Origin of the sequence: Geothrix sp. PMB-07 (genome assembly GCF_030758935.1) — a bacterium.
In the GTDB taxonomy this organism is placed as follows: domain Bacteria; phylum Acidobacteriota; class Holophagae; order Holophagales; family Holophagaceae; genus Geothrix.
Map to the genome: position 1 here is coordinate 406,116 of NZ_CP132333.1, position 13,852 is coordinate 419,967.

General features: G+C 64.3%; 11 protein-coding genes. 6 read left to right on the plus strand and 5 right to left on the minus strand.

The window, feature by feature from the left end; genetic code table 11:
• Window positions 1-53 precede the first annotated feature (53 nt).
• From Q9293_RS01800 to Q9293_RS01810, 3 genes are read right to left on the minus strand one after another with little or no spacing between them, the layout of a single operon-like run.
• The gene (locus tag Q9293_RS01800) at window positions 54-2,207 is read right to left on the minus strand and encodes an acetate--CoA ligase family protein (protein WP_306249456.1); all 2,154 of its coding nucleotides are present in this window, start codon (window positions 2,205-2,207) and stop codon (window positions 54-56) included.
• Between the two features lies 1 nt (window position 2,208).
• Window positions 2,209-2,820: an indolepyruvate oxidoreductase subunit beta gene (locus Q9293_RS01805; RefSeq protein ID WP_306249457.1), complete on the minus strand. Its 612-nt coding sequence runs from the start codon at window positions 2,818-2,820 to the stop codon at window positions 2,209-2,211.
• On the minus strand, window positions 2,817-4,496 hold the full coding sequence (locus Q9293_RS01810) for a thiamine pyrophosphate-dependent enzyme (protein WP_306249458.1): 1,680 nt from the start codon (window positions 4,494-4,496) through the stop codon (window positions 2,817-2,819). Before Q9293_RS01810 ends, Q9293_RS01805 begins: the two co-directional genes overlap by 4 nt.
• 550 nt (window positions 4,497-5,046) lie before the next feature.
• Between Q9293_RS01810 and Q9293_RS01815 the strand changes: the two genes are divergently transcribed.
• From Q9293_RS01815 to Q9293_RS01840, 6 genes are all read left to right on the plus strand, one after another.
• Window positions 5,047-6,429, plus strand: coding sequence for a hypothetical protein (locus tag Q9293_RS01815; protein ID WP_306249459.1), 1,383 nt, complete (start codon window positions 5,047-5,049; stop codon window positions 6,427-6,429).
• Entirely contained in the window at window positions 6,429-6,902 is a 474-nt protein-coding gene (locus Q9293_RS01820; RefSeq protein WP_306249460.1) for a hypothetical protein, read from the plus strand. Before Q9293_RS01815 ends, Q9293_RS01820 begins: the two co-directional genes overlap by 1 nt.
• A gap of 29 nt (window positions 6,903-6,931) precedes the next feature.
• Complete coding sequence (locus Q9293_RS01825) at window positions 6,932-7,558, plus strand: hypothetical protein (RefSeq protein ID WP_306249461.1); 627 nt, start codon at window positions 6,932-6,934, stop codon at window positions 7,556-7,558.
• Between the two features lie 141 nt (window positions 7,559-7,699).
• Window positions 7,700-10,714, plus strand: coding sequence for an OmcA/MtrC family decaheme c-type cytochrome (locus tag Q9293_RS01830; protein WP_306249462.1), 3,015 nt, complete (start codon window positions 7,700-7,702; stop codon window positions 10,712-10,714).
• A 188-nt stretch (window positions 10,715-10,902) separates the two neighbouring features.
• Window positions 10,903-11,421: a ComEA family DNA-binding protein gene (locus Q9293_RS01835; protein ID WP_306249463.1), complete on the plus strand. Its 519-nt coding sequence runs from the start codon at window positions 10,903-10,905 to the stop codon at window positions 11,419-11,421.
• 184 nt (window positions 11,422-11,605) lie between these two features.
• Window positions 11,606-12,100 carry an Rrf2 family transcriptional regulator gene (locus Q9293_RS01840; protein ID WP_306249464.1) on the plus strand — a complete coding sequence of 165 codons (495 nt, stop codon included), beginning with the start codon at window positions 11,606-11,608 and terminating at the stop codon, window positions 12,098-12,100.
• A gap of 63 nt (window positions 12,101-12,163) precedes the next feature.
• Here Q9293_RS01840 and Q9293_RS01845 read toward each other — a convergent pair whose 3' ends face one another.
• Window positions 12,164-12,700 carry an Rrf2 family transcriptional regulator gene (locus Q9293_RS01845; protein ID WP_306249465.1) on the minus strand — a complete coding sequence of 179 codons (537 nt, stop codon included), beginning with the start codon at window positions 12,698-12,700 and terminating at the stop codon, window positions 12,164-12,166.
• 144 nt (window positions 12,701-12,844) lie between these two features.
• Complete coding sequence (locus tag Q9293_RS01850) at window positions 12,845-13,837, minus strand: dihydroorotate dehydrogenase-like protein (protein WP_306249466.1); 993 nt, start codon at window positions 13,835-13,837, stop codon at window positions 12,845-12,847.
• Between the last annotated feature and the right edge of the window lie 15 nt (window positions 13,838-13,852).

Genomic DNA, 13,852 nt, shown 5'->3' on the forward strand with positions numbered 1-13,852 from the left:
CAAAGTCCGAAATAGAGTCTGACCCGGTTCCGAACCTCACGCCATGCGCTGGATCACACCTCGGAGGCGATGAGGCGCAGGCCTTCCAGGGCTTCTTCCATGGTGAGGAAGACGGGCAGGTTGGCGGCGCGGAGGCCCTGGCGGTAGAGGTCGAAGAGGGGACCACCCTCCACGGCGACACCCACCCACTTGCCCGAGGCCTGGGCCAGCCGTGACAGCTCGGTGGCGAAGGCGGTGATGGCCTCGAGATCCGTGGTGTTGAGGCGCACGGTGAGGGGCACCAGGCCCACGACCACCGCATCGGCTTCCGAGGCCAGCAGCAGCTTGGCCGTGGCCAAGTAGGCCGCTTCGTTGGCCATGGGCGTGAGATCGAGGGGCAGACGGGCGCTCACAAGGCCCGTGAGCCCTTGCGCCTCGATGGTGGCGGCCAGGGCGGTGGTTTCGGCTTCCGTCAGCTTCGAGCCGCGGAAGGGACCGGTGAGGAGGTCCGCCGAGGCCACGGACTCAAAGCCCGCGTTGGTCATGATGGCCACGGTCTTGGGGGAGCCGCTGGGGTAGGCACCCAGCCAGGCCAGGGCCGCGTCGAAGGTCTCCATGCGCTCGGCGAGCAGCACACCGGCCTGGCGCAGCACCGCGGCCTGCAGCGCGTGGTCGCCCGCGAGGGCGCCCGTGTGGCTGCTGGCGGCGGCCATGCCCTCCTGGCTGCGGCCACCCTTATAAAGGAGCACGCGGCGGCCGGAGGCGCGCAGGGTCTTGGCGGCTTCCGCCGTGGCTTTCAGATCCCCGGGGGCGAAGCCCTCCAGGTAGGCGCCCACCACTTTCACGGCGGGATCGGAGGCGAACCCGCGGAAGAAGTCCGAGCAGCGCAAATCCATCTGGTTGCCGATGGCGACCGCGGCCCGCAGGCCCAGCTCGGCGCGGCGGCTGAGGCGCGTGATAAGGAAGGCGCCGCTCTGGCTCACCAGGGCCAGGTGGCCGGGCTTGGCGGTGAGGGGCAGCTTCACGCCGGGGATGAAGAGCGTGTTCAGCGCCTGGTCGGGGCTGAAGAGGCCCAGGCCGTTGGGACCCACGATGGCGGGCGTCCACTTGCCCGCGCGGCGGTGTTCGTCCAGGCAGGCCACGAGACGCTTGCCCAGGCCTTCGGTGTCGGCACCATCGCCCAGGCCACCGGCCACGAGGTAGACCACCGTGGCGCCGCCGCCCTGGCGGCAGAGCTGCTCGACGACTTCGAGCGTCTGCGGTGCGGGCAGCGAAAGGATGAGCTGATCCGCCGGAGCGGACGCCAGCTCTGCGACGGACGCGAGGCAGGGCAGGCCCAGGAACTCCGCGGACCCCGGCTTGATGAGGCGCAGCGAGGTTTCGGGCAGCTTCGACTTCCGCACGTTCTCGAGGATGATGCGGCCCACGGTGCCTTCACGGCTCGAGACCCCCGCGATGACGAGCTGCTGGGGGTTCACCAGGGCCTGGTACCAGGCGGGGTCCGGCGAAGCCACCGGCGCTGAGGTGTCAGCGGCCAGGGTGCCCACACCATCCAGGGCCGTGGGCAGGCCCTCGCTGTCGAGGACGATGGGATTGAGCTCCAGCAGCGTCACGCCTTCGCGCTCCAGCCCTGCCACGGCCCGCCAGAGGCCCTGCAGGAAGGCCAGGAGCTTGGTTTCGTCGGTGAGCGCCTCGGTGCCCCGCTGGTGACCCAACCAGGTCCGGCCCAGCCAGTGGGCGCGCAGATCCGCGAGGGCCTGCTCGGGCGAGATGAGGGCGATGGGCCAGATCATGGGCGGCGCCATGGGGGCCCAGGCATCCGCCTGCAGACCGCCGATGCCGAAGACGATGAGCCAGCCCGCATCGGGATCACGCTTGAGGGAGACCAGCGCTTCCGTGGGCAGGCCCGAGAGCTTCTTGAAGGCGACCTTCTCGCAGACGAGGCCGCCGATCCAAGGATGCTCGGGCACCCGCCGCTTCATGGCCGCGGCTTCTGCCTTGAGAGCCTCGACATCGAAGGTGCCGAAATGCACGGCGCCTTTGTCGGACTTGTGCCACAGCTCGTCGGCGATGCCTTTCAGCACGATGGGCTCGCCGGGCGCAAAGGGCAGGCTGCCGTTCCCGCTGAGGGCTCCATCGATGAAGGCATGGCGAGGCACGCGAAGGCCCGCGGCGGCGAGCAGGCCGTAGGCCCGCCCCTCGTGGAGGAATCCCGTTGTGGCGCTCATATCAAACTCCAACCGATTCCTGGACGAGGCCGCGACCCGCCTGGAAGGCTTCAATGTTCTTCTCGGTGACGGCAGCGCCCTTGGTTTCAAAACGCTGGCGGATGACGTCGAACCAGACCTCGTCGGAGACGGGCAGGAACTTGGAGGCCATGCCCAGGAGGGCCATGCCACCGGCCTGCTTGTGCTTGAGCTTGCGCGCCAGATCCTCCGTGTCGATCAGGTGGGCGCCGCGCACGGCCTTGAGGGCCGCATAAACATCCTCGATGGGCGGGTAGGCCTCCATGTTCACCTGGGGCTCCTCGGACACCACCAGGTGGCCGTCCATGCGCAGCATGGAGACGTAGCGCAGGGCCTCGAGGGGCTCGAGGGCGATGAGCAGGTCGGCCGACCCCTCGTCGATGATGGGCGAGGTGAGCGGCACCTGCGAGAAGCAGACCATGGCGTGGACGCTGCCGCCCCGTTGGCTCATGCCGTGAATTTCGGATTGCAGGGCATGGAGGCCACTGCGGCGCAGGGCTTCGAGGACGATCTGGGCGAGGGAGAGCACGCCCTGCCCGCCGACGCCGGACAGGACGATGCCGTGGATGCGGCTATTGGTGCGGGGATCGCTCATGGGCGGGCCTCCGAAGTGGCGCTGGCGGTTTCGCTGCAGCAGGCCTGCTCCGCGCAGGCTTTGAGTTCACGGTCATGTTCCTTCAGAACGCCCCGGCGCATGGACTGGATGCATTCGCGCCGGAAGATGACCACCGAGGGGCCCTGATGTTGTAGGGCGTGTTCCATGGCTTTGACGTTGGCGTCGTGGAGCCGGGGCAGGGGCGTGAGCATCTGGACCTGGCTTTCGGGGATGCCCATGCCCAGCACCATGCGCTCCACCTGGTCGAGAGCCTTGCTGGGCTGCTGGCCGGTCATGCCCACCACACGGTTGTCGAGGATGATGACCGTGACGTTCACGTTGGAATCGGCGGCGGTGAGCAGGGCGGGCAGACCGCTGTGACCGAAGGTGGAATCGCCGATGACGGCCACGGAGGGCGTCTGGCCCGCCATGGCGGCGCCCACGGCCATGCTGATGCTGGCGCCCATCTCCACCACGGCGTGGATGGCGCCCATGGGCTCCTGGGCGGCCAGGGTGTAGCAGCCGATGTCGCCGAAGACGCGAGCTTCGGGCACGCCGACATTCCTGAGAGCTTCCTGCATGGCCTCGTAGGCATCCACGTGTCCGCAACCTTCACAGAAGCGGGGGGCCCGGGGCGGCAGGTCGAGGGTGATGGCCTCCTTGCTTTCAGAAGCGATGAGGCTCAGGGCGTTCTTGAGCTGACGGGGAGTCAGTTCGCCGGTGCGGGGCACGGCGCCATCCAGGCGCCCGTGCACCTTGGCGGTGCCGCGCAGGCTCAGCCGCTCTTCCAGCACCGGGTAGTCCTCTTCAAAGACGAAGACTTCATCGACCTGGGCCAGGAAGGCCAGTTCCAGCTGAGGGTCCACCGGGTAGGCGGCCACTTCCAGGCGGGGCAGGGTGGTCAGAGCCGGGTATTCCAGCAGCAACTGGTCGAAGTAGGCGCGGCCCATGCCGGCCACGGCCACGCCCTGGCGGCTGGTGCCGGGGACGAGCCGGTTCATGGCGGAGAGATCCTCGACCAGGCGCGGTTGCTTGGCCAGGAGATCCAGGTAACGGCGGCGGGCGTTGGAGGGGATCAGCACCCAGTCCTGGATGGTGTTCTTCGGCGCGACGCCCAGGCCCGTGGGGGCCAGGATCGGGCGGCGGCGCAGGGCGGCGCGGCAGTGGGCCAGGCGGGTCACCAGACGGATCATCACCGGCACCTGCAGGGCCTCGGACAGCTCGAAGGCCTTCCAGGTGAAGTCGTAGCACTCCTGGACGGTGCTGGGTTCCAAGCAGGGCAGCCAGGCGAATTCGGCCAGCTTGCGACTGTCCTGCTCGTTCTGGCTGCTGTGCATGCCAGGGTCGTCGGCCACGAGCAACACCAGGCCGCCGCGAACCCCAGTCAGGGCCGAGTTGGCATAGGCGTCCATGGCCACGTTCAGGCCCACATGCTTCATGGTGACGAGGGTGCGGTGTCCGGCGTAGCTGACGCCCATGGCCAGGTCGTAGGCCACCTTCTCATTGGCGGCCCAGTGGGCCACCCGGCCTTCCGGCGCCGCATGGATCATGGCTTCGACGAACTCGAATCCCTCGGTGGATGGCGTGCCGGGATACCCGAACGCCCCCTTGATGCCCGCGTCGAAGGCGGCGCAGCCGATCGCCTCCACCCCGAGGGCCAACGTGCTCTGATCCATGTCAAACCTCCAGCCATGCCAAGCCGGAAGTATGGTGGCCACGGGCAGTGGCAGGGATCACACGGGGGGCTTTTGCTGGCCGGTGTGCGCCCAGTCACAGGCGGGCCGGTCCAGGGAAAAAAACCGGGAATGTTCCGGGAACCTTTTGCAGTGCCCCAAGTCACAAGTTTGTCTGAACTGGGACTTTTTGAAGAGATCAATATTTTCATCAATGCCTTATTTTTACACTTAAACTCAAACATAAAATATGAAAATAAGATTGATACAAAACCAACCCAATTGTCACGAATAAGTACATTCCGTGTTCTCATCAATCATTCGAACGTGTGGACTTGTGCATTCTCTCTCTTGAGGTCAGCTAATTTCGGGCCTAGTGTCGTTCCTGACTCAAGCATCAGATGTTCGCTTTCGATGCCATTCCCATCACCTGCCTTCAGGAGGTTCCGCATGACCCCAAGCGACACCGGTAGGAATCCCCGACACGGCTCCCCAGCACCACTCGTCTTCTAATACGGCCCAGCGCACAGCGCATTGCGAGATGAGGCGAAACATGAAACGACACACCTATGTGGCCCTGCTTGCCACCCTGATGTCTGCCTCCGCCTGGGGCCAGGAGGTCAGCCTTTATGGCACGACCATGGCCCAGATGTGGAAGCAGGAGACCCCGGGGTTCGACAAGAGCACCTACACGCCGGCGACCCAGTACCTGGGCATCGACGCCACGAAGCTGGGCAGTGACAACCTGTCGCTGCATCTCTTCGGGTGGGGCCGGACCGATTTGAGCGACGCCAGCAACTTCGATGGCTCGAAGTCCTCCGGCTACCTCAACTACGGCTACCTCCAGTACCGGTTCAACCAGGCCAATGCCGAGATCAAGGCGGGCCGGTTCACCACGAACCAGAGCACCGGTTTCGAGCAGATCGACGGTGTCAGCGTCCGCACCGATCTCCGCGGTGGCTTCACTTTCTCCGCCTTCGGCGGCAAGCCGGTCCTCTACAAGGTGGTGGATCCCCGCGACCAGTACGACCTCGATTTCCAGCAGGACATGATCTTCGGCACCCGCTTCGGCTGGCGCATGCCCAAGGTGGGCGAGATCGGCGTGAGCTACCTCCAGGACGGCTCCAAAGCCGCCAAGGACCTGACCATTCCCATGCCGGTGGACTACACCCGCAAGCAGGTGGGCATGGACATCCTCATCGCCCCTGTTTCAGCCTTCAACCTGTCGGGCCGCACGGTGCTCGATGTGGCGAAGCACCCTGATCAGGCCCCTGGTTCGCCTTCGCGTTCCAAGATCGCCGAGCACGATTACACCGCCACGGTGAAGGTGAACGATCAGGTGAGCGTGTCGGGCAATTTCGCCGAGCGGAACTTCTTCGCCTACTTCGCCGGGACCAACCTGCCTTCCCTGTTCCGCCAGAACGACAACGACATGTTCAAGGGCTGGGGCGGAAACGTCACGTGGAACACCACGGCCTCCTTCCAGCTGGTGGCCGACTACCGCCACATGCACCGCGAAACCTTCGGCGACGTGAACCGCGCCGGTGGCGAGATGCGCTGGTCCTTCAACGACAAGGCCGTGCTGCTGGGCGTGGGCGCCCACTGGGCGAACGCGCTGGACACCAAGTTCGTGGATCCCGCCGCGCCTTCCCGCAGCCTGAGCCACAAGGAAGCCCGCATCTGGACCATGGCCACCAAGGGCAAGTTCACGGCGAGCCTGGATGGCATCCTGCAGCGCTACGAAAGCGGGAACCCCTACCTGGCCGGCATGCGCAACGTCTGGGAGACCGTGGCCTCGCTCGGCTACCAGGCCACCAACAACATCAAGGTGTCCGGCGACGTGAGCTACGGCAGCACCCCCATCGCCAAGCATGAAACGCGGGCACTGCTGCGGGCCGAATATCGCTTTGGCTTCGCTAAGAAGGGAGGCAAGTAATGGTCCGGAAGTCCGTTCTGCAGATTCTTGGCGCCGTGCTGGGTCTTGGGATGCTCATGGCCTGCGGCCTGGTCTCTCCCGAGGCGAGCTTCGCGGCGACCCATCCTGATGGTGTCGGCGCTGGCCGCCCCGTGTGCTCCGAGTGCCACAGCAATGATGTGGCCAAGGGCGCCCTCAAGCCCTACGCGTCCTTCGACCACACGCCCACCTTCGTGAAGGACCACAAGTTCCAGGCGAACCAGGATCGCAACACCTGCGCCTCCTGCCACGCCCCGTCCTTCTGCGTGGACTGCCACGGTGGCAAGGTGCCCGTGAAGCCCGCCACCCGGCTGAGCGACAGCCCGGATCGGCTGGCCCCCCACCGCGGCGATTTCATGACCCTGCACCGCATCGAAGGCAAGCTGGATCCCTCCAGCTGCTATGCGTGCCACGGCCGCGCCAACAACGACAAGTGCCGCGCTTGTCATCGGTAGTCATCCGCTGAATGTCGAAGGGGAACACCATGAGCAAACTCAAATGGATGGCGGGTAGCTGCTTCGCGATGGCCCTCGGGCTCCTCGCCATTGGCTGCGCCGGGAAGGCCGGGGATGCCGTTTCCCTGAGCCCCTCCAAGGCCCAGCACGCAGCTGACTGGGTGCCGACCCACTACGCCGAATACGTGAAGAAGCCGGATCAGTGCCTCAGCTGCCATGGCTCCACCAGTGATCCCGCCCAGGCAGGTGGCATCTCGAAGGTGAGCTGCTTTGACTGCCACACGGCGGTCAACCATCCGGCCAACTGGGCCGATCCCGCGCAGCATGGCCGCCTGGGTGCCCAGCTTCCGCCCAGCGCAGATCCCAAGGCCATGGCTGGCTTCGCCCACTGCGCCAAGTGCCACGGGGATGATTACTCCGGCGGCATCGCCAAGGTCTCCTGCACAGGCTGTCACACCAAGGCACCGCACCCCGACAAGCCCTGGCATGGAACCACGGCGAGCAAGACGAACCACACCGCCGCCAACTACAACAACGCCCCCGAGTGCTACAAGTGCCACAAGGATGGCGCCAACTCGACCGTCAAGCCCCTCGCGGCGCCCGCCGCCGGAGCACAGCCTGGCTGCTTCAACAACACCATGTGCCACGCCTCATAGTGCCTTGCCTGGGCCCGCTCACTTCAGGGCGGGCTCTGGCAGCCAGGACATCACACAGGAGGTGGATATCTGGCGAACCGAACCCACTCTTATCCTCCACAGCCCTCAAACGCTTCACCCACTAACCATGGAGATTGGAATATGAAGCATCGTCCTCTGAAACAGCTCTGCGGGCTATTAGCCTCCGCAGCGATCGCCCTGGTGCTGATCGGTTGTAACGGGAAGGCCGGCCAGAACGGCACGAACGGAACAAACGGCACCCCGGGCACGCCTGGCGCCAGCTACGCCGCTGACATCACCACGTATTCGGCGGATGACTGGGCCGCTCTCACCCTCAAGGGCACCATCACCAAGGTCACCACGGGCGCTCAGACCGTCGTGAACTTCACGGTCACCGATGGCCACAACGTGCCCGTCAAGGGCTTCGGCCAGTGGACTTCCAAAGCCAGCACGGCGCTGTATGCCAGCTACCCGAACCTTGGCTTCTCCATTGCGAAGCTGGTTCCCGGAACGGCCAACAGCCCCGACCGCTGGGTCAACTACATCGTGACCACGGTTCCCACGGTTGCAGCCCCCACCGCCTGGAACCCCACCAAGCCCACCACCGACAACACCGGCACCCTGGTGGACAACGGCGATGGCACCTACGTCTACACCTTCCGCCACGACATCACCCAGGCCACGGCCCAGCTGGCCGCCTATGCCTACACGGGCAACAACGTGCAGGCCGACCTGGATGACGTGAGCTATCAGCCCACCCTCACCCACCGGGTCACCTTGTATGTGGGTGGTGTGGCCCGCAACACCGGTTCCGCCCTCGCCGGCGACCGCTCCTTCAACACCGCCGATGGTTCCGACAGCGGCGTGGGTGGCGTCTACATCCTCAACCCCGCCAACGACGTCTATGACTTTGTCCCGGGCACCACTGGCGCCGGGGCGGAATTGGCCACGTCCGGTAAGGAAATCACCTCCGTCGACAAGTGCTTCACCTGCCATGCGAAGTTCGAGTTCCATGCGGGCGGTCGCCAGGACACCCGCTACTGCGTGGTCTGCCATACCGACCAGCGCAAGTACGGCATCAAGGATGCCACCGTCACCGTGACAGCCGGTGCCGCTGCTGACCACTCCCAGGACACCATCACCACCATCGTGTCTGGCAAGTCCACCGAGAGTGGCAAGTTCCGCGGTCGTGCCACGGGCGACTTCACCAGCTTCATCCACCGCCTCCACCGGGGCGAGGATCTGGCTGTCACGGGCTATGGATACGCCAGCCTCGCCTTTGATGCCACGTATCCCCAGGATCAGCGCAACTGCGTGAAGTGCCACACCAATTCCACCGCCACCCCCCAGGGTGACAACTGGTTCAACAAGCCCAGCCGCATGGCCTGTGGCGGCTGCCACGACAAGATCGACTTCGCGACCGGCTACGGTCACTGGGCCGGCACTGGCGGCGCTGCGGCTCCCCAGGTCGATGACACCAACTGTGCGGGCTGCCACTCGGCCGCCTACATCAAGGCCGACCACGTGCCCTTGGTCGCCCCCAACCCCAACAACTCTTGGTTGGTGAGCGGCGGCAACGCCAACACCAACGCTTCCTTCGTGGCTGCTTTCCCCAATGCCCTGCCGGCCCCGGCCAAGTACATCACCTGGGACCTCAGCAGCGTGACCATCAACGCCAGCCAGCAGCCGGTCATCAAGTTCCGGTTCATGGACAGCACGCCCACTCTCGCTGCCACCCCTGGCCCCGCTGTGCCCATCGTTTTCAACGCCCAGCCTGCGGCTGCTGACAACACAGTGGAACTCTTCACTCTGCCTGACGGTACCCAGTTCGTGGGCGGCCCTAGCCTCTACCTTTCCTTCGCCATGCCCCAGGATGGCATCGCCACCCCGGCGGATCCGAACGCCACGGTCAGCATCTACCTCCGCAATGCTTGGAATAAGACGGCTACTGCGCCTGGTGTCGCCACGTTCACTTTCGATGCAGCCTCCGGCTACTACACCGCTACGTTGACCGGCTATAAGATCCCGACCAACGCCAGCCTGATTTCCGGTGGCATCGGCTACACCTATGGCTTGACCAGCACCCAGCCCCTCACCCAGATCAGCAACCTCAGTGCCGGGTTGCCGCCCTGGATGACCCACATGTTTGACTACATCCCCAAGACCGCGGCCCTCGGCACCGGCCAGGGTGGACTCTCTGTGCCTCCGCCCAATGTCTGGAAAGTCATCGCCAGCCTGCCCACAGGCTTCCCTCAGACGGGTGTTGATTCCAAGAATAATCCCGTGGGTCCGGCGAATACTCCCCGTCGCAAGATCGTGGATGATGCCAAGTGCAACGCCTGCCACGGCAAGCTCGGTGTGTTTACCTCCAAGGTCTTCCACGCGGGTCAGCGCAACAACTCCGACACCTGCGTCTGGTGCCACAACACTGACCGCGTCAACAGCGGTTGGGGCGTGAACATCAAGGATGCTGTGCACGCGATTCACGGCGCCGGCAAGCGGATGAACAAGTACTCATGGGAAGCCACCGCTGGGGATAAGTACTGGAACACGACCTACCCCAGCCCGCTCAACAACTGCGAAATCTGCCACGTGGCCGGGTCCTACGACTTTGCCAACGCTCTGGTCGGTTCCACCAACGGCCTGCCCGCGGTTCTGCCCAACCTGCTCTGGACCACCGTTGCAACGTCGGACAATGTCAACCTGCTCCCCAACAGCACCACTCTGAACATGGCTGCTGGCAAGGCTCCCGTTGGCTACCCTGCACTGAGCGCCACGACCTATGTCATCAAGACGGGGAATGAGACTGTGCTCCCGACCGACAAGGTTCTGTCGCCCTTCGTGACCCCTGGCACTGACTATGGCATTGGCTTCATCGCCAACTACGCCGCAGCGAATGTCACAGCGGTAACCGTTCAGGCTGCCGGAACCACGCTGGTGAACTCGCCCTACGTGGGCGCCTGCACCGGTTGCCACGACAGCAACGTCGCTCTGGACCACATGCGCGCCATGGGTGGTTCCTTCTACGTCACCCGTAGCTCTGTCATCGACCCTGCCACCAGCACCTTCGATGTCAAGAAGCAGGAACAGTGCTTCATCTGCCACGGTTCCGGCAAGGTTGCGGATGTGCAGAAGGTCCACATGAACTTCAAGTGATGTCTCCTCCAGAGCGCGGTTCGCCGCGCACTGGAACGCTCTGAACAGAAGTACGAAACGACCCCGATGCCTCTGGTGCCGGGGTCGTTTTCTTGGGGCTCCAGGTTGCCATTCACATGTGACGGGAGTGGCGAAGCCCTGTGCGAACATGAATGATGCTGAACATGAAGGAACCATTGACGAGGTGCATGATGTCCCGCTTCCCCATCAAGCCCATCCTGGTGATGGCGACCCTGCTGCTGGCTTCTGGCCACGGGCTGTGGGCCCAGGAATCCAAGCAAACGGAGGGGCTCCCCAAGGCGGCGCCCCAGGACGCTAAGCCCAAGAAGGCGGCCAAAGAGACTCCGGCTTCGAGCAAGGGCTCGAAAGCCACAGACAAGAAACCGGCTAAGCCCAAGGCGAATTACAACGTGGGTGAGGCACCGGCGCCCGTGAAGCCCGCGCCCAAGGAAGCCAAGCCCGCAACCAGGCCGCGCAGGCCCTCCGCCAAGCCCCCTATGGGCCAGCGTGTGGACATCAACACTGCCAGCAAAGAAGAACTGATGAAGCTTCCGGGTATTTTTGAGGCCGAAGCGAACAAGATCATCGCCCACCGTCCGTACCGGAGCAAAGCGGGCCTTCTGGTGGATGCGGGTTTGACCGGGGCCCAGTATTTTGGGATCAAGGACCGTGTCCTGGCGGGTGGAGCGGTGCCTCCAAAGAAGTAAGGGCCATCATTTCTATTCGTAAAACAAACATTGGGAAGCCCCTGTGGGGGCTTTCTTTTTTACCAGCGGACACGACTTTAGCCCTGGCATGGTGACGCGCATCACAAGGCGGTTGACTCGTTAGATTACCGGAGCATCTTCATTGATAAGCTTTGTCATGGCTTGATCTTTCATGGAGGTTTCGATGCTCCCACTGTCCCAGACCACGGGCTATGCAGTGCGAGCTTTGCGCTGCCTCCAGGAGCCTGGCGGCCACCCTGTGCTGGTGGAGGAAGTGGCCGAATACACGGGCATTCCCCGCTCGTATCTGTCGAAGCTCATCCACAAGCTGGCCAAGAGGGGCCTGGTGGTGGCCCGGCGTGGGCACCATGGCGGGGTGGTGCTGGCGCGGCCTTCCACGGAAATCACCCTGGAGGATCTTTCGGAGGCCATCGATGGTGTGGCGTGGCGCAAGCGCTGCCTCATGGGCCTGCTGGGCTGCACGGACCACACGCCCTGTGTGCTGCACGAGTTCTGGCACGAGACGCTGGAGCAGATCCTGGCCCGGCTGCGCTCGGTGTCGTTGGCGGACCTGGCGCAGAACCCGGATCCCGGCGTGGAACGGTTCCGCACCGATCATGGCCTCCTGAACCGAAAGTACCCGGCGGTCGAAGAACGCATGCACGCTGGCGTGAACTGAAGGCTGATCGATGAAAAGCCAAGAGGCCGCCTTCGGGCGGCCTCTTGGCGTCTGGAAGGGCCTTTAAAGGACCTTCTTGACGGGGGCCTTTCTGGGGGCGGCGGGCTTCTTGGCAGCGGGTTTGGCGGCCTTCTTGGCCCGGGGCTTGGCCTTCCGCTCGGGCAGGGCATCGGCCAGGCGCCAGGTGCGGCTGTTCTGCTCGAAGGTGCGGATCTCTTCGAGGGAGATATCCTTCAAGCAGCGGTGGATGTGGTCGCGCTCAGCTTTCCAGAAGGTGTGCGAGGGGCAGGCGCGCTCATCGGAGCAGTCCTTGAAGCCGAGCAGACACTGGTTGCGCCACTCAGAGCCATCCACGGCCTCGGCGATGAGATCGAGCGTGATCTCCTTGGCGGCCAAGGCCAGCACCACGCCGCCCTTGTTGCCGCGCTTCGCCATGACCAGACCGACTTTCGCGAGCTTGTGGATCATCTTTGAAAGATAGGGCCGGGGGAAACCGGTGCGGGCGGCCACGTCAACCACGAGTGTGGGTTTGCCGCCTGGATCTTCGAGGCAGCTCATGGCCAGAACCGCATAACCGGAGGACTGGGACAATGGAAGCATGGTCACCTGCACAGATGGATTTAGGGGGATAGTTGCTACAAATGATAGACGATCGTCAGGTCAATCACATCCAAAGACTGTGATTTCACGCACAATAAGCAAGACCCCCAGTCGCCCGGGGGTCTTGTGTGAAAAAAAAGCGTGTCAGGGCTTCCATCCGTTGAGGATCCGCATGTAGTTGGCGCGGGTGAAGGCCTGGGGGTTGGGGGACTTCAAAAGGCTCATGCTGCCCTTGGCCTGGGCCAGGGATTCGTACTCATGCTCTTCCAGCCACTCGGTGAGGGTGGCGAGGGTCTGAGCGAGACGCTCGGGCCCGTGGATCAGCAGCGCCGACACCATCTGCACGGCATCCGCACCGGCCATCACAGCCTTGAGCGCGCCGATGCCATCATGCACGCCGCCGGTGACGGCGAGGCTGCCCTTGACGTGGCCGTGCAGCACCGCCAACCAGCGCAGGCGGAGCAGCAGGTCCGAGGGGCCGGACAGCTGCAGGCTGGGCTCAGCCAGCAGCTCTTCCACGTTGATGTCGGGCTGGAAGAAGCGGTTGAAGAGCACCAGGCCATCGGCGCCCGCCGCTTCCAGCTCCACGGCGAAATGCGCCAGGGCGGAGAAGAAGGGCGAGAGCTTCACGGCGACGGGAATCTTCACTTCGGACTTCACGGCCTTGACGATGTCGAGCGTGTGCTTTTCCACGTCGGCGGCGGATTCCTTCGCCTCGGTGGGGATGTAGTAGACGTTGAGCTCGAGGGCGTCGGCGCCGGCATCCTGCAGGAGCTTGGCGTAGTGCAGCCAGCCGCCGGGTGTGGTGCCGTTCAGCGAGGCGATGACGGGCACCGCCACCGCCTGCTTGATGCGGCGGACCTGCTCCAGATACTTGTCCGGGCCCAGGCGGAAATCATCGGGGGCGGGGAAGTAGGAGAGGGCCTCGGCGCTGGTGTTGGAAGACAGCGCCATGTCCATGATGGTGCCCTGCTCTTCGCGGGTGATCTGCTCCTCGAAGAGGCTGTGCATGACGATGGCTGAGGCGCCGGCGTCTTCGAGGCGCTTCACCATGCCCATGTCGTCAACCATGGGGGAGGCGCCCGCCATCAGGGGGTGCTTGAGCTTGAGGCCGAGGTAGGTGGTCGAGAGTTTCATGGTCGTCACCTTCAG